This window comes from Chitinivorax sp. PXF-14, from assembly GCF_040812015.1.
In the GTDB taxonomy this organism is placed as follows: Bacteria; Pseudomonadota; Gammaproteobacteria; order Burkholderiales; family SCOH01; genus JBFNXJ01.
Window position 1 is genome coordinate 324693 of the sequence record NZ_JBFNXJ010000001.1, and the last position, 24418, is coordinate 349110.

Here is a 24418-nt window from a genome sequence, read left to right on the forward strand (position 1 = left end):
CGCTTCGTCGAAACGGTTGACAACTAGAGTTTGTACTCTTAAATTGATAAATGAATGTTCATTTATTAAATTTGGTGAAGCGTATATGGTAGAGTTGCCGTCGACTACCCGCTGGACGAGGCGCAAGGAGGCCCGCCCCAACGAGATTCTCGAGGCGGCGCTGGACTTGTTTGTCGAGCGCGGCTATGCGGGCACCAAGATGGAGGAGATTGCCAAGCGTGCCGGTGTGACGCGCGGTACCCCTTACCTGTATTTTGCCAACAAGGAAGAGCTGTTCAAGGCGGTCATCAGCGAAGGCATGCTGCCGAGCATCGAGGTGGGGGAGGGCATGTTGCGCGAATTCACCGGCTCCGCCATGGATCTGATCGAACAGACCTTGAATTTCTGGTGGGCCGCTGTCGGCAAGACCCGGCTGGCCGGCATCACCAAGCTGATCGTCGCCGAGGCGTGCAACTTCCCCGACATCGCGCGCTTTTATTGCGAAGAAGTGGTGCGGCGCGGTGAAGCACTGGTGGCTGGTGCGATCGACTATGGCATCCGGCGCGGGGAATTCCGGGCGCTCGATGTCGAATACACGATGAAGGTCGTCATCGGCCCGGTGCTGATGGCGATGATCTGGCAGCATTCCGTCGGTGCCTGCGTCAACGAGGCGTTCGACGAGGAGCGTTTCCTTCGTACCTATATGGAGCTGCTGCGGCACGGGCTGCTTCGCAATGAACAACACCCCCCCATCTAGAGGACTGGCTATGCGCCCTTTTGGAATGAGCATGACACTGCTGCTGTTTACCGGCCTGCTGCTGGCCGGCTGCCAGCCGGCGCAGGAAAAGCAGGAAGCCGTGCGCCCGGTGAAGAGCACCGTTGTGCGCGTGGCGCCGATCTCCGAGGGCGCCAGCTACTCGGGTGAGATCCGCGCGCGCTACGAGACGCCGCTGGGGTTCCGTGTGGCTGGCAAGATCTCGGCCCGCCTGGTGCAGGTGGGCGATCTGGTCAAGGCCGGGCAGGCGCTGGCGCGTCTTGACCCGCAGGATCTACAGCTCGGTGTCCAGGCCATGCGGGCACAGCTCGACGCGGCCAAGGCGGATTACGAAAAGGCCAAGTCGGACCTCGACCGCTACGCCCACCTGCTCGATCGCAAGTTCATCAGCGCGGCCGAGTTCGACCAGCGGCGCCTGTCCTACGATGCGGCCCGCTCGCGCTACGAGCAGGCGGCGGCGCAGTACAACCTCAACGCCAACCAGGCCTCGTACAGCGTGCTGACGGCCGATCGCGACGGTGTGGTGACGGCGGTGGATGCCCAGCTCGGGCAGGTCGTGGCGGCGGGCCAGCCGGTGGTGCGCGTGGCGCGCCTAGACGAGAAGGAGGTGCTGGTCAATGTGCCGGAATCGCGAGTCGCCGAGCTGCGCGACGCCAAGACGCTGAAAATCTCGTTGTGGGCCGACCCCGGCAAGATTTACGACGGCCGCCTGCGGGAGCTGGCGCCGGATTCCGACCCCGCCACCCGTACCTATGCTGCCCGCGTGTCGTTGCTCAATGCAGACGACTCGGTGCGCCTAGGGATGACGGCCAGCGTGGCGGTCGATCAGGCGGTGCTGGCGACCGGCGTGCGTTTGCCACTGTCGGCGGTATTCCAGCGCGGCGCGCAGGCGCTGGTGTGGTCCATCGACGAGAAGACGCAACGGGTCAGGGCGCTGCCGGTGAAGCTGGGTAAGTACATCGGCAACGACGTGACCGTGCTCGAAGGCCTGCGCGATGGCACCCGCGTGGTCACCGCCGGCGCGACGATGTTGTATGACAACCAGCCGGTCAAGGTTCTGCAAGAGGTCAAGTCGTGAGCAAGTTCAACCTCTCTGAATGGGCGCTGCGCCACCAGTCGCTGGTCAAGTTCTTCATCATCGCGCTGGCCATCGCCGGGCTGTCGTCCTACTTCAAGCTCGGCCAGGCCGAAGACCCCGCCTTTACCTTCCGCACCATGGTGGTGCAGGTCGTGTGGCCTGGCGCCAATGCGCGTGAGATGGAGCAGCAGGTCACCGACCAGATCGAGCGCAAGCTGCAGGAAACGCCCGGGCTCGATTTCCTGCGCAGCTTTTCGCAGCCGGGGCAGGCACAGGTGTTCGTCAACCTGCGCGATGACGTCGACGTCAAGCGGGTACCCGACATCTGGTACCAGGTGCGCAAGAAGGTCGGCGACATCCACTACAAGCTGCCGGAAGGTGTGATCGGTCCATTCTTCAACGATGAATTCGGCGACACCTACGGCAACGTCTATGCATTCACCGCCGAGGGTTTCAGCTACGCCGAGCTGAAGGACTATGTCGACCGCTCGCGCGACATCCTGCTCAAGGTGAAGGATGTCTCCAAGATCAATCTGGTCGGGGTGCAGGATGAGAAGGTGTATGTCGAGATCTCGCCGACCAAGCTGTCGCAACTCGGCATTGACCCGCGCCTGATCATCCAGACCCTGCAGACACAAAACGCCATGACGCCGGCGGGTGACGTGCAGACGTCGACGGACAAGGTGTTTCTGCGCGTGACCGGCGATTTCGCGAGCGAAGAGAGCATCCGCAATATCGGTATCTCGGCGCTGGGCAAGACTTTCCGTCTCGGCGACATCGCCGAGGTGCGCCGCGGCTACGCCGATCCGCCCAACCCGCGCATGCGCTTCAACAGCAAGCCGGCGCTTGGCCTGGCCATCTCGATGCGTCAGGGCGGCAATATCATCGAACTGGGCAAGAACATCGACGCCGCGCTGAATGACATCCGGCAGATCCTGCCCGTCGGCATCGAGGTGCATCGTGTGTCCGACCAGCCGAAGGTGGTCAAGGAGTCGGTCAACGACTTTGTGAAGACGCTGATCGAAGCCGTGGTGATCGTGCTCGCGGTGAGCTTCTGGAGCCTCGGGCTGCGCACCGGCACGGTGGTGGCGATCGCCATCCCGCTGGTGCTGGCGCTTGTCTTCCTGGTCATGGATGTGCTCGGCATCGACTTGCAGAAGATCTCGCTCGGCGCGCTGATCATCGCCTTGGGCCTGCTCGTGGACGATGCGATCATCGCCGTGGAAATGATGGCGCTGAAGATGGAGCAGGGCTGGGACCGCTTCCAGGCGGCGACTTACGCCTATACCTCGACCGCGATGCCGATGCTGACGGGCACGCTGATCACCGTGGCCGGTTTTCTGCCGGTCGGCATGGCCAAGTCGGCGGCGGGCGAGTACACCTACACCATGTTCGCGGTGGTGGCGATTGCGCTGATCGCGTCGTGGATCGTGGCGGTGCTGTTCACCCCCTATATCGGTTTCCACATCCTGCGCATCAAGCCGGTGTCGGGCCACGACGAGCACGAGGTGTACAACCACGGCTTCTATGCACGTTTTCGCTCGGTGGTCAGCTGGTGCGTCGAGCGCCGTAAAACGGTGATCTTCGCCACGGCATTGACCTTTGTCGGCGCGGTGATGGGCTTTGGCCTGGTGCAGCAGCAGTTCTTCCCTGACTCCACGCGGCCCGAGATCGTCGTCGACATGTGGCTCAAGCAGGGCGCCTCGCACCTGGCCACCGAGGCAGAGGTGGCGCGCTTCGAGGCGATGCTGAAGGACGACAAGGACATCGACAATATCGCGACCTATATCGGCGCACCAACACCGCGTTTCGTGCTGGTGCTCGACGAGCAGCCGCCGTCGTCCAAATATGCGCAGGTGATCGTCACCGCGAAGGATGGCAAGGCGCGCGACAGGCTGATCCACAAGATCGACCACCTGTTCAACACGCAATTCCCCGAGGTGCTCGGCCATGCCACGCCGCTGCCGAACGGCCCGCCGGTGGGCTACCCGGTGCAGTTCCGCGTGACGGGCGACAGCCCTGATGAGTTGCGCAAGATTGCGTCGCAGGTGGCCGAGATCATGCGTACCAATCCGCACACTCGCAACGTCAATACGGACTGGGACCCGCCATCCAAGGTCATGCGGCTGGTGATCGACCAGGACAAGGCGCGCGCGCTCGGCGTCAATTCGCAGCAGCTGTCGCAGACGCTGTACGCGATGCTCGATGGCCTGCCGGTCACCCAGCTGCGCGAACGCGACAAGCAGATCGACGTGACCTTGCGCGCCAAGCTCGACGGCGACGGCACGCTGGGCAGCCTCAAGGACATCAACGTCTTTACCGGCAACAACCGCTACGTGCCCTTGTCGCAGATCGCCATCCTGAAGCCGGAGGCGGAGGAGGGCGGTATCTGGCGGCGTGACCGCAGCCCGGTCATCACCGTCCGCGCCGACATCACCGAAGGCATGGAAGCCCCCGACGTCACCAAGCAGATCGACCCCAAGCTCAATGCGCTCAGGGAAAAGTTGCCGTCCGGCTACCATATCGTGGTCGGCGGTGCGCTGGAGTCGAGCGGCAAATCGCAGGCCTCGATCAACGCGGTGATGCCGCTGATGGGGCTGGTGATCCTGACCCTGCTCATGTTGCAGCTGCATAGCTTCTCCCTCACAATGCTGGTCTTGCTGACGGCGCCGCTGGGCATCGTCGGCGTGACGGTGGCGCTGCTGGTGTCCGGTCGGCCATTCGGTTTCGTGGCGATGCTCGGCGTGATTGCGCTGGCGGGCATGATCATGCGCAACTCGGTGATCCTGGTGGACCAGATCCAGCAGGACATCGCGGCAGGTCACCACCCGTGGGAGGCCATCATCGAGTCGGCCGTGCGGCGCTTCCGCCCCATCATGCTGACTGCGCTGGCGGCCATCCTGGGCATGATCCCCTTGTGGAGCAATGTCTTCTGGGGCCCGATGGCCGTGGCGATCACCGGCGGTCTGCTCGTCGCGACGGTGCTGACGCTGCTGTTCCTGCCCGCGCTTTATGCTGCCTGGTTTAAAGTTCAAAAACCCGCTTGAGTTCAAGAATAAAGGATAACCTTCATGACGAAGCTGCCCTCCCGCCTGGCCCACCTCACCGTCGGCGTCGCTCTGGCGCTCACGCTGCCCAAGGTGCTGGCGGCAGATCTGATGTCGTCCTATCACGATGCACAGAAGTACGATTCCCAGCTGGCCGCAGCGCGCTACGCCTATGAAGCCGGCAAGGAAAAGCAGGTGCAGGGGCGTTCGCAATTGCTGCCGCAGGTTGGCGTCGATGCCAACTATAACCATGTGAATGCGGATTTCACGGCGGGCAACCCCGTGCCTGGCGTGCTTGAGAGCAAGAATGCAAGCGGCAATACCTACGGCGCGTCGATCAGCGCCAGGCAGCCGATCTACCGCGCGCAGAACTACACCGCCTACGAGCAGGCCAAGCTCGCTACCCAGGCGTCCGAGCTGCAATATCGCCTGGCGGAGCAGCAACTCATCCTGCGCGTTGCCAAAGCCTATTTCGATGCGCTGCAGGCGCGCGATTCAGTCACGCTGGCAGCCGCCCAGAAGGAGGCCTTCTCGGAGCAGCTGGCACAAGCCAAGAAGCGCTTCCAGGTTGGTGTGGCGACGATTACCGACACCTATGAAGCGCAGTCCCGTTTCGACGCGACGAACGCGCAGGAGATTTTCTCCCGCAACGATCTCGAGGTGAAACTCAACGCCTTGCGCCAGATCACCGGCACGGCCCCGGACTGGCTCGCGTCGCTCGATCCCAAGATGAAGCCCACCCAGGCCGAGCCCAATGCCCTCGATGCCTGGCAGGATATGGCGATCAAGGGCAACCTGGGCCTGCAGGCGCAGCAGCAGGTGCTCGAAATCAGCCGCTACGAGGTGCGCCGCAACCGTGAAGGACATTATCCGACGCTGGATCTGGTCGGCAGCTATGGCGACAAGCGCGATACCAGCGGCGTAGCCCGCAACGGCGGAACGGACGACACCCGTACGGCGACGATCGGCCTGCAATTCAATGTGCCGATCTATACCGGCGATGCCCTGAGCTCGAAGACGCGCGAAGCGGCGGCAAACTACGAGAAGGCCAAGCAGGATACCGAAACCACGCGCCGTTCGATCGAGCAGGACACCAAGGCCGCCTTCCTCGGGGTGACCAGTGGCGCAGCCCAGGTCATCGCGCTCGAACAGGCGCTGGTGTCCGCACAGAGCCAGCTCGACGCCACCAAGACCGGTCAGCAGGTCGGGGTGCGCACCAACGTCGATGTGCTCAACGCGCAGCAGCAGTACTATTCCACCCGTTTTGACCTGCTCAAGGCGCGTTATGCCTACCTGCTGTCCAAGCTCAACCTGGCGTTTGCCGCCGGCAAGCTGAACGAGACGGACCTGGCGGACATCAACAAGCAGCTCGTCAAGAACTGACCGGGCTCGCGCCTTGGCCAGAAAGCCCGGACATGTTCCGGGCTTTTTTATCGCCTGCTATGCTTGGAGCCCGCTGCGGCACGATGTAAGCTGAATTTCCACGGCGCTGGTATGTTCCGCCGCGCTGCGGCAAAGTTAGATGCTTATTGGTCTCGTTGCCTGAGATGTGGATAAACACCGTTACGAGACACCCGACATGTCAAACCCCCTCTGGATGACGCGTCAGCGCCTGGCGCTGGCTGGCGTGATCTTGCTGCTGGCGCTGCTGGTCGTCAGCCCCGTGTCGATGGCATGGGAGCGCATCGCCTATGGCTGGCTTGCAGCCCGCCTTGCGGCCGGTGCGGCCTTGCCTTTTGGCATGGCCGCTTATGGCGCATCGCTATTGCTCGCCCTGGGGTATGGTGCCGCGCTGGCACGGGGGCTGAGCACGTCGACCGCCGCCATTGGTGCGGCCGTGCTGTCCGTCGGCTTGCTGGTGGCCGAAGTGTTGGGTGTGGCGATCGCCGGGGCGTGGCTGCCGCTTGCGAGCGCGGTGATGATGCCGTGGGCCGCGCTGCTTGCGTGGCGGCTGGCGGGGAGTAAGCAGCCTACAAAACGCACAGCGCAGACCGATCACTATCAACGAGGCCTGGCGTTGCAAAGCCAGGGGCGTCTCGACCTCGCGCTCGAAGCCTTCCGGCGAGCCCCCACGACGCCGGGGCTGCTCGATGCGCTGTACCGCCTGGCCGCGCAATTGGAGCGCGACGGCAACAAGGGGCTGGCGCAGACGGTGTTGGCGCACCTGCTGACACTGCGCCCCAATTACCGCGATGTGGCCCAGCGCCTGACCAGGAAAGAGGTTGCCGAGCCGGTGATACAGCCAAGGGCGATGCCGGCGAGGCTCGGCGACTACGCCATCGATGGCCAGCTCGGACGCGGCTCGATGGGCGTGGTCTATCGTGGCCATCATGTGGCCGACGGCAAGCCGGCTGCCATCAAGACCATGGCGCTGGCCGAAGAGTTCGAGGCCGGCGACCTGCCCGATGCGCGCGAGCGCTTCCTGCGCGAGGCCGAGACGGCCGGTGGGCTGCAACACCCGAACATCGTGACGATCTATGGCGCCGGCGAAGATCAATCGCTGGCCTATATCGCGATGGAGCTGCTCGACGGGCACGACCTCAATCGCTATACCAAGCCGGACCAGTTGTTGCCGATCGATACCGCGCTCGAGGTGGCTGCCGCCGTGGCCAGCGCGATCGACTATGCAAACCGCGCCGGGATCGTGCACCGCGACATCAAGCCAGCCAATATCATGTATCTGCCCGCCGGCAGGCAGGTCAAGGTCACGGATTTCGGTGTGGCGCGTGTCACCGATGCCAATCGCACGCGTACCGGCATGGTGCTGGGCACGCCATCCTATATGTCGCCCGAACAGCTGGCCGGGAAAAAGATCGATGGTCGCTCCGATCTGTATTCGCTTGGCGTCACCCTGTACCAGCTGCTCACTGGCCAGCTGCCATTTCAGGGCAACTCGCTGGCCAAGCTGATGTACAGTATCGCCAACGAAAGGCATCGGGACATCAGCGAGCTGCGTCCCGAACTGCCTCGCCCGTTGTGCCGCCTGATCGATCGGGCCCTGGACAAGGCGCCTGACAAACGCTTTCAAACCGGTGCAGAATTTGCGCTGGCAATACAGCAATGCCGAGAGAAACTCGCGAGTAAAGAATGACAATAAAGCTCTCCGATGCGCTCAATATGGTGTGCCAGTCCGACTCCGGGCTCGTGCGCGAACACAATGAAGACGCGGTAACGATCGACCCCGACCATGGTTTCGCCATCCTGGCCGATGGCATGGGGGGCTATAACGCCGGCGAGGTGGCCTCCGGCATGACCGTGGACATCCTGTCGCAGGGCTTGCGGCAGGCGCTGACCCATAGCGAGCCGCACCGGGTCGACTCGGAAAGCGGCCACCCGAACGCGCTGGCCATGCTCGACGGCCAGATTCAGCTGGCCAACGCCGCCGTCTACGAGGCCGCCCAGACCCAGGTCCAATGCGCAGGCATGGGCACCACGCTGGTCGCCGCGCTGTTCTACGACAACCGCCTGCTGGTCGGCCATATTGGCGATTCGCGCTTGTACCGCCTGCGGGCCGATCGTTTCGAGCCCCTGACGCGTGATCACTCGCTGCTGCAGGAGCAGATCGACGCCGGCCTGGTCGACCCGACCGAGGCCCGTTTCGTCGACTACAAGAACCTCGTGACGCGCGCGCTCGGCATTGAGCCGCTGGTTGAAGTCGAGCTCAACGAATACCCGGTCGAGGTCGGCGACCTCTACCTGATGTGCTCGGATGGGCTCAACGACATGATGCGTGACGGGGAAATTGCCGACATCCTCGTCTGCTACCGTTCCGACTTGCGGCAGGCCGCGCAGGAGCTGATTCACGCCGCCAACGATTTCGGCGGGCGCGACAATGTCTCGGTAATCCTGATCGACGTCCGTAGCGCCTTTCCGGGCGGGCAGAAATGGATGCCTCGCCTGTTCAACTGGTTCGGCTCGGGTCGGACAAACTGAAGCCACTGCCGAAAATGGGAAAACTATTGCTGTATTCCGGCACCGAGCTCTTGCAGGATATCCGCCTGGAACGCGGCGAGCTGACCATCGGCCGCCGCCCCGACAACGACATCCGGCTCGACAGCCTGGCCGTCAGCGGCCACCACGCCAAGATCCGGACCATCGGCAGCGACTCGTTTCTCGAAGACCTGAACAGCACCAATGGGACGTTGGTGAATGGGCAAGCGGTTCGCAAGCACGTGCTGGAAGACGGCGACAAGATTGATATTGCCAAGTTCTCGTTCCAGTACAGCAAACTGACCGGCGCGCCCTCCACATGCCAGCTGACTGCAGCACTGACTTTGCTGAACTCTGCCAACGCCGGGCAGATCATTCCGCTGACCAAGGCTGTCACGACGCTCGGCAAGCCTGGTGCCTTGGTCGTCTCCATCCATCGCGAGCTCGGGCAGTTTTTCATCGAGCAAACCGAGGGCGGACTACGATGCCTGGTCAACGGTGTAGCAATTGGAAACGAACGTCATCTGTTGCATGACGGAGATACCTTGGCGCTGCACGGTAACCAGTTTTCGGTGTCAATTCGCTAGTGCTTGCGGGGGAGTGACATTTTGCGTCACATTGTGACAGTCACAGCATCCTGGCGGCCATTCGCGCAGTGCCTACCTGTTGAATCAATAGCCACCTTCGCTGAAGCGGGGCGTTGATGATCCGTCGCGGAGCAGAGTTTTCACGATTTTTCATCTCTTTTATGATTGTTGGCATGGTGTTTGCTCTTATGTGCTTGCGGAAGCACACCGCCTGTCTGGTGTGCAATCCAACAATCAACACACGGGGATTTGATTATGAAGCGCGTACAACAAGGTTTTACCCTGATTGAATTGATGATCGTTGTTGCGATCATCGGTATTTTGGCTGCCGTGGCGATCCCGGCCTACCAGGATTATGTTTCGAAGGCAAAATTCGGCAATGCGCAAGCGATTGTCGAAGGCTTCAAGACGCCTGTTGCCATTTGCGTGCAGGATCAGGCTGGTGTACTGACAGGTTGTAGCGCTGGCCTCGCTGGCATTCCGGCTGTGCCGGCGACGATGCCGACCTCGGTTGCTTCTGTCACTGTTACCAATGGGGTTATCACCGTGACTGCTGATGCCACTGCAGGCGGCAAGACTTCGATTCTGACACCGGCACTCGATGGCCCGATCGTCAAGTGGGGCCAGACCGGTACTTGTTTGGCTGCCGGTTACTGCAAGCAATAATCATCTGGTTGTAGCGAGGCGGCCATATGGTGCATGCCTCCATACATCTCAAGGAAAATGCCCCAACGTATGTTGGGGCATTTTTTTGTTACCTATTTGCACAGCTCAAAATAAGGCTGCGTTTGTAAATTGGCATTGTCTGTAGCGGTAGATTTGCGTCCATCCCCAGTGACATCCGTCTGCCCTTAGGTTTGCTTTTCGTGTGAGTCATCGACTCAACCGTATGCCTGTCCATTGGGGTAAGGAGGGGCGGCTGTGTTTGTTTTATGGGGCTACTCCAAGTACCTCCAGAGTAGGTCGTGCAGCAGGGTGTTTGGAATATGACAATTTACGTCACATTCTGACGCGGCGGGCTGGGTGTATGGAGAGAAACCACCTTCCATCGGGAACTGGTGGGTCTTCCTAGTGTGATTGCATATTAAAAATCCCTAATTTACTGGGCTTTATGATTTTTTTGAAGCTGGCATGTCGTTTGCTTTTATGTGTGTACGGAGATGCACGATGGGTTTGTGTGCAATCCAACAATCAACGTCAAGGAGATCTGACATGAAGCGCGTACAACAAGGTTTTACCCTGATTGAATTGATGATCGTTGTTGCGATCATCGGTATTTTGGCTGCCGTGGCGATCCCGGCCTATCAGGATTATGTTTCGAAGGCGAAATTCGGCAATGCGCAAGCGATTGTCGAGGGTTTCAAGACGCCTGTTGGCATTTGCGTGCAGGATCAGGCTGGTGTACTGACAGGTTGTAGCGCTGGCCTCGCTGGCATTCCGGCTGTGCCGGCGACGATGCCGACCTCGGTTGCTTCTGTCACTGTTACCGATGGGGTTATCACCGTGACTGCTGATGCCACTGCAGGCGGCAAGACTTCGATTCTGACGCCGGCACTCGATGGCCCGATCGTCAAGTGGGGCCAGACCGGTACTTGTTTGGCTGCCGGTTACTGCAAGCAATAATTACTGCTGGGTCGTCTGAACGATATCGTTCGACCCGTAGTAACGAAAAGAAGAAGCCCCGGCCTAGGCCGGGGCTTCTTCTTTTCGTTACGGCGTCAGGTTACTTCAATCCCTTTGCTACCCCTTCGACGCCATCACAATCTGCACCAGCTCTGCGACCGAGTGCACGCCCACTTTCTCCATCACCTTGGCGCGGTGCGCTTCGACGGTCTTGATGCTGATGCCCAGTTCGTCGGCGATGATCTTGTTCAGCTTGCCGGCGACGACGAGTTCCATCACTTCGCGCTCGCGTGCGGTCAATGAGGCCAGGCGGTTGGCGGCGCCGGCGTTGAGGGATTTGCGTTCGCGGTTGGCGCGGTCCTGTTCCAGGCTTTGCTCGATGGTGTTGAGCAGGTCGCGGTCGTTGAACGGCTTTTCGAGGAAATCGACGGCGCCGCGTTTGACTGCGCGCACCGCCATCGGCACGTCGCCATGCCCGGTGATGAAGATCACGGGGATGTCGTAGTTGAGTGCCTTCAGCTTCTCGTGCAGCTCGGTGCCGCTGATGCCGGGCATGCGCACATCCACGACCAGGCAGCCCGGCGTGGCCGGGTTGTAGGCCGCCAGGAAAGCCTCGCCCGAGGCATAGCAGGCGATCTTGAGCCCGCGTGATTCGAGCAGCCAGGCGAGCGAGTCGCGCATGGCTTCGTCGTCATCGACGACAAAAACGGTGGCTTGCTGATCCATATTGTTCTCCCCTCATATTCTTTGTTGGATGGGCCAGATTCTAAGCTCCTTGCCGCTTGGCGACAAACTGCGCAGGTGCTCAGGCAAGCACCGGCAAGGTGAAGCGGAAGATCGTCCCGCCGTCCGGGTTGTCTTCCACCCAGAGCTGGCCCTGGTGGAATTCGATGATCGAGCGGCAGATATTGAGCCCCATGCCCATGCCGTGCGGCTTGGTGGTGAAGAAGGGCTCGAACAGGTGTTCGCGCTTGTCCGGCGCGATGCCGTGGCCACGGTCGATCACCGCCACCTCAAGCTGTTCCCGGCTGATGCGGCGTACGCGCACGACCAGCGTGCGGTCGTTGAGCGGGGTCTCCAGCATGGCCTCGATCGCGTTACGGACAAGGTTGACCAGCACCTGCTCGATCATGATGCGGTCGGCGACCACATGCGGCAGTGCCTCGTCGAGCTGTAGCGAGATTTCCACGCTGTGCTTGCGCGCATCGATCTCGGCAAAGCCGACGGCGGCCTCGATGATTTCGCCGATCTCGCAGCTGCTGCGGTCGGGCTCGCTGGTGCGCACGAACTCGCGGATGCGGCGGATGATCTTGCCCGCGCGCTCGGCCTGGAAGCTGGCTTTCTGCATGACGGGCAATAGGTCCTGCACGTTCACGTTGTTGCTTTGCAGGCGCGTGACGCAGCCGTTGCAGTAATTGGTGATCGCCGCCAATGGCTGGTTGAGCTCGTGCGCGAGGCTCGATGCCATTTCGCCCATGGTGATCAGGCGCGACGTTGATTGCAGGCGTTCTAGCTGTTGGCGGTAGAGCTCTTCGGCCTCGATGCGTTCGGTGACGTCGGTGGAGATTTCCATGCGCACCGTGCGCCCATCCACCCATTTGATCGGGCGGCTGCGGATGTGATACCAGCGGCTGCTGACCGGATCCTGTTCCTCGACATCGAAGGCGGCGCCGTGCTTGCGGCGGCGCTGCTGATGGGATTGGTCGATGGCGCAGACCTTGGCGTCGGGCAGGCTCGCTTCGCTTGGCGCCTTGAACTGTTGATTGACGAACAGGAGCTCGTTGCTCTCCATGTCGGACACCAGCACGCCTGCATCGAGGCCTTCGAGCACGGCCACGAAACGTTCGTACGCGGCCTCGAGCGCTTCGCGCGAGCGCAGGCGCTCGGTGATGTCGGTCAGTGCGGCCATCCAGCCGGTCTGCCGGCCTTCCGAGTCGATCAGCGGCGAGACGTGGAACAGCACATAGATCAGGCTGTCGTCCCTACGCTTGATCATCAGCTCGAAGCCGCTCTTCTCGACCTTGCCCTGGAAGGTCAGGTCGAGGTTGTACTGGTGCGGCTCGGTGCCTTTCTCGGGCCAGTAGGGGTAGGGCGGCACGCAGCCGATCAACTCGTCCTCGCTGAAGCCCGTCAACTCGCAGAAGGCCGGGTTGACATAGGTGATGCGGCGGTTGAGGTCGATTGCGCGCATGCCGGTCGAGAGTGAATCCTCCATCGCCTTGCGGAAGCTCGATTCGGCGCGCAAGGCCTGTTCGGCCTGCTTGCGGCCGGTGATATCGTGCGCCACCGCGTACATCAGGCCCTCGTCGAGCTCCGGGTTGACGGCCCAGGCCAGCCACTTGTAGCTGCCATCCTTGCAGCGGAAGCGGTTCTCGAAATAGATCGACGGCTCGCCGGTCGACAGCTTGCGCGTTTCGCCGCGCGTCGCCACCACGTCATTGGGATGGACGTAGGTGAAATAGGTCGATTTGAGCAGCTCGGCCGAGCTATAGCCGAGGATGCGCGTGAAGGCTGGGTTGACGCGCTTGAAATAGCCATCGAGCCCGACGATGCCGAGCATGTCGAGCGACAGGTTGAAGAAGCGGTCGCGCTCTGTCTCGGCCTGTACGCGCTGGCCGATGTGGCGGCGCAGCGCCCACACGGTCGAGCCGGTGACGGCAACCAGCACGATGGCGAGCAGGCCGAGCAACAGCTGCTGGCCGAACTGCAGCGTGAGCAGGATGAAGCCCGAGACGACGGCCGCGCCCGCCACGATCAGGGCGGCGAAGACCGGCGGACGCATGAACCAGCGTTTCACGTCCGGGGCGGGCTGGCTGGATTCGGTGGGGGCTGGCGGCATGGCGGCGATTCAAGCGACAAAGCGGCAAGGCCGCGATGATACCGTGCCTTGCCGCTTCAAACCCATTCTCGATCGTGCCGTGCAACCGTGAGCGGGGCTCATGTGCGGCTCGCAGCCCTCATGTATGGCGCATACATGCCGGTTTCTGCGCATCGCCCCGCCGACGGCTGCCCGCGGCAGAGCGCGAGCAGGTTCTCCGGTGATAAAAAATGGCGCGGCGGGACTCTCGGCCCGGCCCGCGCCGACAGGTTACTTTTTACGCTGCGGTGGCAGATCGGTGCACACGCCTTCGAACACTTCTGCCGCCATGCCGATCGACTCGCCCAGCGTCGGGTGCGGGTGGATCGTCTTGCCGATATCGGTCGGATCGCAGCCCATCTCGATCGCCAGGCACAACTCGCCGATCATGTCGCCGGCGTGGGTGCCGACGATGCCGCCGCCGATGATGCGATGCGTGGCCTCGTCGAAGATCAGTTTGGTGAAGCCCTCGTCACGACCGTTGGCGATGGCGCGGCCCGATGCCGCCCACGGGAACACCGATTTGCCGATCTTGATGCCCTGCGCCTTGGCCTGCTCCTCGGTGAGGCCGACCCAGGCGACTTCGGGATCGGTGTAGGCGACCGACGGGATCACGCGGGCATCGAAGAAGGCCTTGTGGCCGGCGGCGTTCTCGGCCGCGACGTGGGCTTCGTGTACTGCCTTGTGCGCCAGCATTGGCTGGCCGACCAGATCGCCGATGGCGAAGATGTGCGGGACGTTGGTGCGCATCTGCTTGTCGACGTCGATGAAACCGCGGTCGGTGACGGCAACGCCGGCGTTTTCGGCGCCGATCAGCTTGCCGTTTGGCGCGCGGCCAGCGGCGACGAGCACCATGTCGTAGCGCTGTGGCTCGGCCGGCGCCTGCTCACCTTCGAAAGTCACCCAGATGCCGTCCGGCTTGGCTTCGACTGCGACGGTCTTGGTCTTCAGCATGATGCGGTCGAAGCGATGTTCGTTCATCTTCTGCCAGACCTTGACCAGATCACGGTCGGCGCCCTGCATTAGGCCGTCGAGCATTTCGACGACGTCGAGGCGGGTGCCCAGTGTCGAGTACACCGTGCCCATTTCGAGGCCGATGATGCCGCCACCGATGATCAGCATCTTGCCGGGGATCTGACGTAACTCCAGCGCGCCGGTCGAGTCGATGATTCGCGGGTCTTCGGGAATGAAGGGCAGCTTCATCACGCGCGAGCCGGCGGCGATGATGGCCTTCTGGAACTTGATGACCTTCTTCTCGCCCGTCTTGTCCTGGCCGTTGCCGGTCGTCAGCTCGACTTCGAGATGATGCGGATCGAGGAAGCGGCCAACGCCGCGCACGACCTCGACCTTGCGTGTCTTGGCCATGCCGGCCAGGCCACCGGTCAGCTTGCCGACGACTTTTTCCTTGTAGCCGCGCAGGCCGTCGAGGTCGATCTTCGGTTCGCCGAAAACGATGCCGTTGGCGGCAAGGTGCTTGGCCTCGTCGATCACCGCAGCGTTGTGCAGCAAGGCTTTCGACGGGATGCAGCCGACGTTGAGGCAGACGCCGCCGAGCGTTGCGTAGCGCTCGACCAGCACCGTCTTCATGCCGAGATCGGCCGAGCGGAAGGCGGCGGAGTAGCCGCCGGGGCCGGCGCCGAGCACCAGCATCTCGGTTTCGATGTCGGTGCCGCCGCTGTGGCTGGCGGCAGCCGGTGTCGGGGCGGGTGCGGGGCCAGGCTGGGAGGCAATAGGGGCGGCGCTTGCAGCCGGGCTGGAGGCCGCGCCAGTGGCCGCTTCCAGCGTCAGGATGACGGAGCCCTCGCCAACCTTGTCGCCAACCTTGATGTTGACGGCCTGCACCACGCCGGCGGCCGTTGCCGGCACGTCCATCGTGGCTTTGTCGGTTTCCAGCGTGATCAGCGCGTCGTCGACGGCAATCGTGTCGCCGGCCTTGACCGCGACCTCGATCACCGCGACGTCGTTGAAGCCGCCGATATCGGGCACTTGGAGTTCGATTACATTGCTCATGCAAGCAATCCTATGAATAGAGTTGGTCTGCTGGCGCCGGGCGCGAGCCCGACGCCAGCAGTTGTTCGGTGGGCCGCAACGCGCACCCACCCTACATGTGCATCACAGCATCAGGCGGCGGATGTCGCCCAGGACTTGGCCGAGATACGTGGTGAAGCGGGCCGCCGAGGCGCCGTCGATCACGCGGTGATCGTAGCTCAGGCTCAGCGGCAGCATCAGGCGCGGCGCGAATTCCTTGCCGTTCCACACCGGCTTGATCGCCGATTTTGAGACGCCGAGGATCGCCACTTCCGGCGCGTTGACGATGGGCGTGAACGCCGTCCCGCCGACGCCGCCCAAGCTGGAGATCGAGAAGCAGCCGCCTTGCATGTCGGTCGGCAGCAGCTTGCCGTCACGCGCCTTGGCTGCCAGCGCGCCAGATTCATTGGCCAACTCGATCAGCGATTTCTTGTCGGCATCCTTGATCACCGGCACGACCAGGCCGTTCGGCGTGTCGGCCGCGAAGCCGATGTGGAAGTACTGCTTCAGCACCAGGTTGTCGCCATCGAGCGAGGCGTTGAACTCGGGGAATTTCTTCAGCGCGGCGACCGCTGCCTTGATCAGGAAGGTGAGCGGGGTCAGCTTCACATCCTGCTTCTTCAGCTCGTCACCCATCTGCTTGCGGAAGGCTTCCATCTCGGTGATGTCGGCCTCGTCGAATTGCGTGACGTGCGGAATCATCACCCAGTTGCGCGCGAGGTTGGCGCCGGAAATCTTCTTGATGCGCGACAGCGGTTTGGTTTCGATCGCGCCGAACTTGGCGAAATCGACCTTGGGCCAGGGCAGCAGGTCGAGCCCGACGCCGGTGCCGGCGGCTGCCGGTGCGGCAGCGGCGGGCGAGGTCAGCACGCCCTTGACGAAGGCTTTGACGTCGTCTTCGAGAATGCGGCCCTTGGGGCCGGAGCCCTTGACGCGGCCGAGATCGGCGCCGAGCTCGCGGGCGAACTTACGCACCGAGGGGCTGGCGAACGCGGACTTGAATCCCGCCTCATCGACTACTGCGCTGGCAGCGGCCACTGGCGCGGCTTTCGGGGCGGCTGGCGCCGGCGCTGGAACGGGTGCTGCGGTAGCCGGTGTTGTTGATGCTGCCGCTGCCTGCGGTGCAGGTGCCGCGCCGCTCGCCGCGACGGTGATCACCAGGTCGCCCTGCGTCACCTTGTCGCCAACCTTGACGGCAACGCTCTGCACCACACCGGCCGCGCTCGATGGCACGTCCATCGTGGCCTTGTCGGTTTCGAGCGTGATCAAGGTGTCATCGACCTTGACCGTGTCGCCGGCCTTGACCGCGACTTCGATCACGTCGACACCGTTGAAATTGCCGATGTCGGGTACGCGGACTTCCACCGTGCCGCCACTGGCGGCTGGTGCAGCAGGTGCTGGGGCCGCTGCTGGAGCCGGGGTTACGGGGGCTGGTGCCGACGCAGGTGCCGGGGCGGGTGCTGGCGCGGCAGCTTGTGGCGCAGCCGCCGTAGCGCCTGCTGCTTCCACCACCACGATCACCGAGCCTTCGCTGACCTTGTCGCCTACCTTGATCTTCACTTCCTTGACCACGCCGGCGGCCGATGCGGGCACATCCATCGTGGCCTTGTCGGTTTCCAGCGTGATCAGCGTGTCGTCCACGGCGATGGTGTCGCCGGCCTTCACCGCAACATCGATCACCGCTACCGCGTCGAATCCACCGATATCGGGGACTTTGATTTCAATCGTCATCTCGTCGTCCCCCTTACACTGTCCACGGCGCCGGTTTGTCGGCGTCGAGCCCGTACTTGGCCATCGCTTGCGCTACCTTGCTGCGGTCGAGCTTGCCTTCGTCGGCGAGCGACTTCAGCGCGGCGAGCGTGATAAAGTAGCGGTTGACCTCGAAGAAGTGGCGCAGCTGTTCACGCGTATCCGAGCGACCGAAGCCGTCGGTGCCCAGTACCGTGTACTTGCCCGGCACGTGGGCGCGGATCTGCTCGGCGTAGAGGCGGATGTAGTCGGTGGCGGCGATGACCGGGCCTTGCGCATCCTTCAGGCATTCGCCGACGTGCGACAGGCGCGGCGCTTCGGCCGGGTGCAGCATGTTCCAGCGCTCGGTGGCCTGGCCGTCGCGGGCCAGTTCGTTGAAGCTCGGGCAGGACCACAGGTCGGCTTCGACGCCCCAATCGGCCCTGAGCAGCTCGGCTGCGGCGATGACTTCGTTGAAGATGGTGCCGGAGCCCAGCAGCTGCACGCGCAGGTTGCCGTCGCCGCCCTTCTTGAACTGGTACATGCCCTTGATGATGCCGGCCTCGGCACCGGCCGGCATGGCCGGGTGCGCGTAGTTCTCGTTCATCAGCGTGATGTAGTAGTAAACGTCCTGCTGCTCGGCATACATGCGGCGCAGGCCGTCCTGCACGATCACGGCGACTTCGTAGCCGAAGGTCGGGTCGTAGCTGACGCAGTTCGGGATCAGGCCGGCCTGGATGTGCGAGTGGCCGTCTTCGTGCTGCAGGCCTTCGCCATTCAGTGTGGTGCGGCCAGCGGTGCCGCCGAGCAGGAAGCCACGGGTGCGCATGTCGCCCGCCGCCCAGGCCAGGTCGCCAACGCGCTGGAAGCCGAACATCGAGTAGTAGATGTAGAACGGAATCATCGGCACGCCATGCGTGCTGTAGGCGGTACCGGCGGCGATCCAGTCGCACATCGCGCCCGGCTCGTTGATGCCTTCCTGCAGGATCTGGCCGGTCTTCGATTCCTTGTAGAACATCAGCTGGTCGGCATCCTGCGGCACGTAGTTCTGGCCTACCTGGCTCCAGATACCGAACTGGCGGAACATGCCTTCCATGCCGAAGGTGCGCGATTCGTCGGGCACGATGGGCACGACATACTTGCCGACCTGCTTGTCCTTCATCAGCGTGTTGAGCATGCGCACGAAGGCCATGGTGGTCGAGTATTCGCGGCCTTCGGCCGAGGCTTGCAACAGCGTGTCGAATGCCGACAGTGCCGGGATTTCGAGCGAGTGCGACTTGCGGCGGCGGGCCGGCAGGTAGCCGCCCAGCGCCATGCGGTGGCCGCGCATGTATTCGAGCTCGGGCGAGCCTTCGGGGAAGGTGACGTAGGGCACTTCCTCGAGCTTGTCGTCCGACACCGGGATGTCGAAACGATCGCGGAACTGGCGGATCGCGTCGAGATCCATTTTCTTCTGCTGGTGGGTGATGTTCATCGCCTCACCGGCATGGCCCATGCCATAGCCCTTCACCGTCTTGGCGAGGATCACGGTCGGCTGGCCCTTCGACTCGCTCGCGGCCTTGAAGGCGGCGTAGATCTTGGCCGGGTCGTGGCCGCCGCGGTTCAGGTCCCACACGTCCTTGTCGGACCAGTCGGCGACCAGCTCCTTGAGTTCCGGCGTGTTGAAGAAGTGCTCGCGGACGTAGGCGCCGTCCTTCGACTTCATCGTCTGGTATTCGCCGTCCACGCATTCCATCATGCGCTTGACCAGGATGCCCTTCTTGTCGCGGGCGAGCAGGGCGTCCCACTTGGTGCCCCATACCAGCTTGATCACGTTCCAGCCGGCGCCGCGGAAGTCCGCTTCGAGTTCCTGGATGATCTTGCCGTTGCCGCGCACCGGGCCGTCCAGGCGCTGCAGGTTACAGTTGATGACGAACACCAGATTGTCGAGCTTCTCGCGGCCGGCCATGCCGATTGCGCCCATCGATTCCGGCTCGTCCATCTCGCCGTCGCCGCAGAAGGCCCATACCTTGCGACCATCGGTGGTGGCGTGGCCACGGTCCTGCAGGTATTTCATGAAGCGGGCCTGGTAGATCGCCATCAAGGGGCCCAGGCCCATCGATACGGTCGGGAACTGCCAGAACTCCGGCATCAGCCACGGGTGCGGGTAGCTGGAGAGGCCCTTGCCGCCGACTTCCTGGCGGTAGCTGTCCATCTGCTCCGGTGTCAGGCGGCCCAGCAGGAAGGCACGCGAATAGATGCCCGGCGCCGAGTGGCCCTGTACGAACACGAGGTCGCCGCCGTGGCTGTCGCTCGGTGCATGCCAGAAGTGGTTGTAGCCGACGTCGTACAGCGTCGCGCCCGAGGCGAACGAGGCGATATGGCCGCCGACGTTGGTGTCCTTGTTCGCGCGCAGCACCATGGCCATGGCGTTCCAGCGCGTGTAGGCGCGGATCTTGTGCTCGATCGTGGTATTGCCGGGGAACTGCGGCTGCTGGTCCGCCGGGATGGTGTTCACGTATTGCGTGTTGGCGCTGAACGGGATGTCCGCGCCTTGCTGGCGGGCTTCACCAATCAGTTTTTCGAGCAGGAAGTGGGCGCGCTCGCCCCCTTCGTTCGCAATGACGGCGTCCAACGCTTCGAGCCACTCTCTCGTCTCTTGCGGGTCGAGGTCTGGTGGGAGTTCGGCCATGGTGTGCGCTTCCTTGTTGAATTTGCAGTGATGAGTCCGTCGCGGATGGCGCGGCGGACACGGCATTCGTGTTATAGCTCTATTCGCGGGGTGATGCGGATTACACACGCCGGGCGCAACGGCTTGAATTGGGAATAACCCGGAAAACCGGGGTATCACAGGGAAAGTCCCTAGGTTCGCTTCTGTGGCCGATTGCGTGGTCTACACTCGTAGCGGACAATGCCCCGAAAACGCGCCGAGAGAGCCCCCGCACGATGCCTAGCGTCCCCCGCCCCGATGTCGGCCTCCACACCATGCTGCGCGCGCTGCAAGCGGCCGCGCCGCAACTCGCGCTGCTGAGCGACACCGAAGATACCCGCCCGTATGAATGCGACGGCCTGTCGGCCTATCGCGAGACCCCGTGGATCGTGGCGCTGCCAACGAGCGAGGCCGAGGTGGTGGCGGTGCTGCAGACCTGCGCGGCACAGGGCGTGCCGGTGGTGGCGCGTGGCGCCGGTACAGGCCTGTCGGGCGGCGCCCTGCCGCTGTCCAACGGTGTGCTGCTGTCGCTGGCCCGGCTCAACCGCATCGTGGCGCTCGACCCGCTGGGTCGCACCGCGCGGGTGCAGCCCGGCGTGCGCAATCTGGCGATCTCCGAGGCGGCCGCGCCGCACGGCCTCTACTATGCGCCCGACCCGTCGAGCCAGATCGCCTGCAGCATCGGCGGCAACGTGGCCGAAAACGCCGGCGGTGTGCATTGCCTCAAGTATGGCCTCACCGTGAACAACATCCTGCGCCTGCGCGTGGTGACCATCGACGGCGAGGTGCTCGACATCGGCTCGGAGGCGCTCGACAGCCCCGGCTTCGACCTGCTGGCGCTGATGATAGGCTCGGAAGGGCTGCTCGGCGTGGTCACCGAAGTCACCGTCAAGCTGCTGCCACGCCCCGAGCTCGCGCAGGTAGCGCTGGCGGCGTTTGCCAGCGTCGAGGCAGCCGGCGACGCGGTGGCGGCCATCATCGCCGCCGGCATCATCCCGGCCGGCCTCGAAATGATGGACAAGCCCGCGACAGCGGCGGCCGAGGCCTTCGTGCACGCGGGCTATCCGCTCGATGCCGAGGCCATCCTGCTGTGCGAAGCCGACGGCACGCCGGAGGAGGTGGCCGACGAAATCGCGCGCGTGACCGCGCTGCTGCGTGATTGCGGTGCAAGCGAGATCCGCGTGTCGCAATCGGAGGCAGAGCGCATGAAGTTCTGGGCCGGCCGCAAGGGTGCCTTTCCCGCCGCCGGGCGGCTGAGCCCCGATTACTACTGCATGGACGGCACGATCCCGCGCAAGGCCCTGGCGCGCGTGCTGCGCGGCATCGCCGAGTTGTCGCGCGAGTTCGGCCTGCGCTGCGTCAATGTGTTCCATGCCGGTGACGGCAACCTGCACCCGCTGATCCTCTACGATGCCTCGAAGCCGGAGCAGCTCCATCGCGCCGAGGCATACGGCGCCAGGATACTCGAGCTGTGCGTCGAGGTCGGCGGCACCATTACCGGCGAACACGGCGTGGGCATGGAGAAGATCAACCAGATGTGCGTGCAGTTCGCCGCAGCCGAGCTGATGCTGTTCCACGCGATCAAGCACGCCTTCGACCCCGCCGAGCTGCTGAACCCGGGCAAGGCGATCCCGACGCTGCATCGCTGCGCCGAATACGGCGCGATGCACGTCCACCACGGGCAGCTGCCGTATCCCGAGCTGCCGCGTTTCTGAGCCGCGTTTTCGAATGGAGCCCGCATTGCTCGATCCCATCATCGACGCCATCCGCCAGGCTGGCGCCCAGCGCGCCCCGCTGCAGATACGTGGCGGCGGTAGCAAGGATTTTTACGGCGAGCCGCCGCAGGGCGAGGTACTCGATCTGTCGGGCTATCGCGGCATCGTCGATTACGAGCCGAGCGAGCTGTATCTGACCGCCCGTGCCGGCACGCCGCTCGCCGAGGTCGAGCTGGCGCTGGCCGAGTGCGGTCAGATGCTTGTCTTCGAGCCACCGCATTTCGGCGTCGGCGCGACTGTCGGCGGCATGGTGGCTGCGGGGCTGGCCGGCCCGCGCCGCGCCTATGCCGGCGCCGTACGCGACTACCTGCTCGGCGTCAGGCTGCTCGATGGCCGTGGCGACCAGCTCCGCTTCGGCGGCAAGGTGATGAAGAATGTCGCCGGCTACGATGTCTCGCGGCTGATGGCCGGCAGCCTTGGCTGCCTCGGCGTGCTGACCGAGGTGACGCTGAAGATCGCGCCACGGCCAGCCACCGAGCTGACGCTCGTCTTCGCGATGGGCCAGGCCGAGGCGATACGCCGCTGCAATGAATGGGCGGGGCAGGCGCTGCCGCTGTCCGCCACCGCATGGGCTGAAGATCGGCTGTGGATCAGGCTTTCCGGCGCCGCACCAGCAGTGGCCCAGGGCCGCGCCCGGCTGGGCGGCGAGGCGGTGGCCGATGGCGAGGCATTCTGGCACGGGCTGCGTGAGCAGCGCCTCGCCTTCTTCGCTGGCGCCGCGCCGCTGTGGCGCCTGTCGCTGCCTGCGATGGCATCCCCGCTGGCGCTCGATGGTGTCCAGCTGATCGAGTGGGGCGGCGCTTTGCGCTGGCTGCGCAGCCACGCGGCGGCCGAGGCGGTGCGCGCGACTGCTCATAGTGCCGGCGGCCATGCCACGCTGTTCCGCGCCAGCGACAAAACGGGCGGGGTGTTCACGCCGCAGGCACCCGCACTGCTGGCGCTGCATCGGCGCCTCAAGCAGCAGTTCGACCCGGCCGGGGTGTTCAATCGCGGCCGGCTCTATCCCGACCTCTGAACCATGCACACCGAACTCGCCCCAAAATTCGCACACGACCCCGATGCCATCGAGGCCGCGGGCCTGATCCAGGCCTGCGTGCATTGCGGCTTCTGCAACGCCACCTGCCCGACCTACCAGCTGCGCGGCGACGAGCTCGACGGGCCGCGCGGCCGCATCTACCTGATCAAGCAGATGCTGGAAGGCCGCGAGGTGACCGAGAAGACGCAGCTGCACCTCGACCGCTGCCTCACCTGCCGTGCCTGCGAGAGCACCTGCCCGTCGGGCGTGCAGTATGGCCATCTGGTCGAAGCGGGCAGACGCGTGCTCGATGGCGAAGTCGGCCGCATCCCCGAGCTCAAGTTCCGCCGGATCTGGCTCAACAGCGTGTTGCCGCGCGGCCCGTGGTTTGCCCTGGCATTGCGGGCGGGGCGCCTGGCCCGGCCGTTGCTGCCGCGCCCGCTGGTGCGCAAGATACCCACAGCCATGCCGGTCGGCCGCTGGCCGCAGCGCCGTCATCCACGCAAGATGCTGTTGCTGGACGGCTGTGTGCAGCCGGCGATGGCGCCGGCCATCAACGCGGCGACCGCGCGCGTGCTCGACCGGCTTGGCATCGAGCTGGTCCGCGCCGCGGCGGCCGGCTGTTGTGGCGCGGTGAGCCAGCATCTGGGCTTTCACCAGGACGGGCTCGATTACGCCCGACGCAATATCGACGCCTGGTGGCCGCAGCTGGAAGCCGATGCCGAGGGCATCGTCATCACCGCGAGCGGCTGCGGCGCCCAGGTCAAGGATTATGGCTACCTGCTGCGGGACGACCCGCGCTATGCCGAGCGTGCGGCGCGCGTGTCGCTGCTGGCGCGCGACGTGGCCGAGGTGCTGGCCGCCGAGATGCCCGCGTTGCGCGGGCTGTTGCGGCCGGTGGCTGGCGGGACCCGGCTCGCCTTCCATGCGCCCTGTTCGCTCCAGCATGGGCAGCGGCTCAAGGACGTGGTGGAGCCGCTGCTGCAGGCCGCGGGCTACGAACTGACGCCGGTGGCCGACGCGCACCTGTGCTGCGGCTCGGCCGGCACCTATTCGATGCTGCAGCCCGAGCTGGCCGGCCAGTTGCGCGACAACAAGGTGGGGGCGCTCACGGCGGGCTCGCCGGTGGCGATCGCGACGGCCAATATCGGCTGCCTGGCCTTTCTGCAGGCCGCCTCCGATACACCCGTGCAGCATTGGGTGACGCTGCTCGACGCCTGCCTGGCCGGCTGAGGGCCAGGGCCGGCGGGCGTTACCGATATTTGGTTTCCGGCCGGGCCGGTCTATAAACAACACAGCAGTTTCCC

At 63.9% G+C, this 24418-nt stretch carries 17 protein-coding genes; 12 read left to right on the top strand and 5 right to left on the bottom strand.

Annotation, left to right across the window (positions count from 1 at the left end):
- Window positions 1–85: 85 nt before the first annotated feature.
- The 9 genes from ABWL39_RS01530 to ABWL39_RS01570 all read left to right on the top strand — a co-directional run bounded on the left by ABWL39_RS01530 (window position 86) and on the right by ABWL39_RS01570 (window position 11019).
- Window positions 86–736: a TetR/AcrR family transcriptional regulator gene (locus ABWL39_RS01530; protein ID WP_367786514.1), complete on the top strand. Its 651-nt coding sequence runs from the start codon at window positions 86–88 to the stop codon at window positions 734–736.
- Window positions 737–767: 31 nt separating this feature from the next.
- The gene (locus ABWL39_RS01535; protein ID WP_367786516.1) at window positions 768–1832 is read left to right on the top strand and encodes an efflux RND transporter periplasmic adaptor subunit; all 1065 of its coding nucleotides are present in this window, start codon (window positions 768–770) and stop codon (window positions 1830–1832) included.
- A complete protein-coding gene (locus tag ABWL39_RS01540) occupies window positions 1829–4879 on the top strand; it encodes an efflux RND transporter permease subunit (RefSeq protein WP_367786518.1) in 3051 nt (1016 codons plus the stop codon). The genes ABWL39_RS01535 and ABWL39_RS01540 overlap by 4 nt, the downstream gene beginning before the upstream one ends.
- Before the next feature lie 24 nt (window positions 4880–4903).
- On the top strand, window positions 4904–6262 hold the full coding sequence (locus tag ABWL39_RS01545) for a TolC family outer membrane protein (RefSeq protein ID WP_367786519.1): 1359 nt from the start codon (window positions 4904–4906) through the stop codon (window positions 6260–6262).
- A gap of 196 nt (window positions 6263–6458) precedes the next feature.
- On the top strand, window positions 6459–7970 hold the full coding sequence (locus ABWL39_RS01550) for a protein kinase (protein WP_367786521.1): 1512 nt from the start codon (window positions 6459–6461) through the stop codon (window positions 7968–7970).
- On the top strand, window positions 7967–8812 hold the full coding sequence (locus ABWL39_RS01555) for a Stp1/IreP family PP2C-type Ser/Thr phosphatase (protein WP_367786523.1): 846 nt from the start codon (window positions 7967–7969) through the stop codon (window positions 8810–8812). The genes ABWL39_RS01550 and ABWL39_RS01555 overlap by 4 nt, the downstream gene beginning before the upstream one ends.
- Entirely contained in the window at window positions 8764–9396 is a 633-nt protein-coding gene (locus tag ABWL39_RS01560; RefSeq protein WP_367786524.1) for an FHA domain-containing protein, read from the top strand. The genes ABWL39_RS01555 and ABWL39_RS01560 overlap by 49 nt, the downstream gene beginning before the upstream one ends.
- A 255-nt stretch (window positions 9397–9651) precedes the next feature.
- Window positions 9652–10062, top strand: a complete 411-nt coding sequence (locus tag ABWL39_RS01565) for a prepilin-type N-terminal cleavage/methylation domain-containing protein (RefSeq protein WP_367786526.1) — start codon at window positions 9652–9654, stop codon at window positions 10060–10062.
- Window positions 10063–10608: 546 nt separating this feature from the next.
- Complete coding sequence (locus ABWL39_RS01570; protein WP_367786528.1) at window positions 10609–11019, top strand: prepilin-type N-terminal cleavage/methylation domain-containing protein; 411 nt, start codon at window positions 10609–10611, stop codon at window positions 11017–11019.
- Between the two features lie 117 nt (window positions 11020–11136).
- On the opposite strand, the gene ABWL39_RS01575 is transcribed toward ABWL39_RS01570, so the two are convergent.
- From ABWL39_RS01575 to aceE, 5 genes are all read right to left on the bottom strand, one after another.
- Window positions 11137–11745 (bottom strand): response regulator transcription factor, encoded by a 609-nt coding sequence (locus tag ABWL39_RS01575; protein ID WP_367786529.1) that lies wholly within the window; start codon window positions 11743–11745, stop codon window positions 11137–11139.
- 79 nt (window positions 11746–11824) lie between these two features.
- Complete coding sequence (locus tag ABWL39_RS01580; protein WP_367786531.1) at window positions 11825–13858, bottom strand: PAS domain S-box protein; 2034 nt, start codon at window positions 13856–13858, stop codon at window positions 11825–11827.
- Between the two features lie 249 nt (window positions 13859–14107).
- Window positions 14108–15886 carry a dihydrolipoyl dehydrogenase gene (gene lpdA, locus ABWL39_RS01585; RefSeq protein ID WP_367786532.1) on the bottom strand — a complete coding sequence of 593 codons (1779 nt, stop codon included), beginning with the start codon at window positions 15884–15886 and terminating at the stop codon, window positions 14108–14110.
- A 102-nt stretch (window positions 15887–15988) separates the two neighbouring features.
- Complete coding sequence (gene aceF / locus ABWL39_RS01590) at window positions 15989–17635, bottom strand: dihydrolipoyllysine-residue acetyltransferase (protein WP_367786533.1); 1647 nt, start codon at window positions 17633–17635, stop codon at window positions 15989–15991.
- A gap of 13 nt (window positions 17636–17648) precedes the next feature.
- Window positions 17649–20303 carry a pyruvate dehydrogenase (acetyl-transferring), homodimeric type gene (gene aceE / locus ABWL39_RS01595; RefSeq protein WP_367786534.1) on the bottom strand — a complete coding sequence of 885 codons (2655 nt, stop codon included), beginning with the start codon at window positions 20301–20303 and terminating at the stop codon, window positions 17649–17651.
- Window positions 20304–20596: 293 nt separating this feature from the next.
- Here aceE and ABWL39_RS01600 point away from each other — a divergent pair, with 293 nt between their 5' ends.
- The 3 genes from ABWL39_RS01600 to glcF are packed head-to-tail and all read left to right on the top strand — an operon-like array spanning window position 20597 to window position 24344.
- Complete coding sequence (locus tag ABWL39_RS01600) at window positions 20597–22036, top strand: FAD-linked oxidase C-terminal domain-containing protein (RefSeq protein ID WP_367786911.1); 1440 nt, start codon at window positions 20597–20599, stop codon at window positions 22034–22036.
- A gap of 25 nt (window positions 22037–22061) precedes the next feature.
- Window positions 22062–23111 carry a glycolate oxidase subunit GlcE gene (gene glcE, locus ABWL39_RS01605; RefSeq protein WP_367786536.1) on the top strand — a complete coding sequence of 350 codons (1050 nt, stop codon included), beginning with the start codon at window positions 22062–22064 and terminating at the stop codon, window positions 23109–23111.
- Between the two features lie 3 nt (window positions 23112–23114).
- Window positions 23115–24344, top strand: coding sequence for a glycolate oxidase subunit GlcF (gene glcF, locus ABWL39_RS01610; protein WP_367786538.1), 1230 nt, complete (start codon window positions 23115–23117; stop codon window positions 24342–24344).
- Window positions 24345–24418 lie beyond the last annotated feature (74 nt).

Excerpts from the sequence above, each read along its gene's own strand:
- ABWL39_RS01580 (WP_367786531.1), bottom strand. The coding sequence starts at position 13,858 with ATGCCGCCAGCCCCCACCGAATCCAGCCAGCCCGCCCCGGACGTGAAA.
- lpdA (WP_367786532.1), bottom strand. The coding sequence starts at position 15,886 with ATGAGCAATGTAATCGAACTCCAAGTGCCCGATATCGGCGGCTTCAAC.
- ABWL39_RS01560 (WP_367786524.1), top strand. The coding sequence starts at position 8,764 with ATGGATGCCTCGCCTGTTCAACTGGTTCGGCTCGGGTCGGACAAACTG.
- glcF (WP_367786538.1), top strand. The coding sequence starts at position 23,115 with ATGCACACCGAACTCGCCCCAAAATTCGCACACGACCCCGATGCCATC.
- ABWL39_RS01565 (WP_367786526.1), top strand. The coding sequence starts at position 9,652 with ATGAAGCGCGTACAACAAGGTTTTACCCTGATTGAATTGATGATCGTT.
- aceF (WP_367786533.1), bottom strand. The coding sequence starts at position 17,635 with ATGACGATTGAAATCAAAGTCCCCGATATCGGTGGATTCGACGCGGTA.
- ABWL39_RS01535 (WP_367786516.1), top strand. The coding sequence starts at position 768 with ATGACACTGCTGCTGTTTACCGGCCTGCTGCTGGCCGGCTGCCAGCCG.
- ABWL39_RS01550 (WP_367786521.1), top strand. The coding sequence starts at position 6,459 with ATGTCAAACCCCCTCTGGATGACGCGTCAGCGCCTGGCGCTGGCTGGC.
- ABWL39_RS01600 (WP_367786911.1), top strand. The coding sequence starts at position 20,597 with ATGCTGCGCGCGCTGCAAGCGGCCGCGCCGCAACTCGCGCTGCTGAGC.
- ABWL39_RS01530 (WP_367786514.1), top strand. The coding sequence starts at position 86 with ATGGTAGAGTTGCCGTCGACTACCCGCTGGACGAGGCGCAAGGAGGCC.
- ABWL39_RS01570 (WP_367786528.1), top strand. The coding sequence starts at position 10,609 with ATGAAGCGCGTACAACAAGGTTTTACCCTGATTGAATTGATGATCGTT.
- ABWL39_RS01575 (WP_367786529.1), bottom strand. The coding sequence starts at position 11,745 with ATGGATCAGCAAGCCACCGTTTTTGTCGTCGATGACGACGAAGCCATG.
- aceE (WP_367786534.1), bottom strand. The coding sequence starts at position 20,303 with ATGGCCGAACTCCCACCAGACCTCGACCCGCAAGAGACGAGAGAGTGG.
- ABWL39_RS01545 (WP_367786519.1), top strand. The coding sequence starts at position 4,904 with ATGACGAAGCTGCCCTCCCGCCTGGCCCACCTCACCGTCGGCGTCGCT.
- ABWL39_RS01555 (WP_367786523.1), top strand. The coding sequence starts at position 7,967 with ATGACAATAAAGCTCTCCGATGCGCTCAATATGGTGTGCCAGTCCGAC.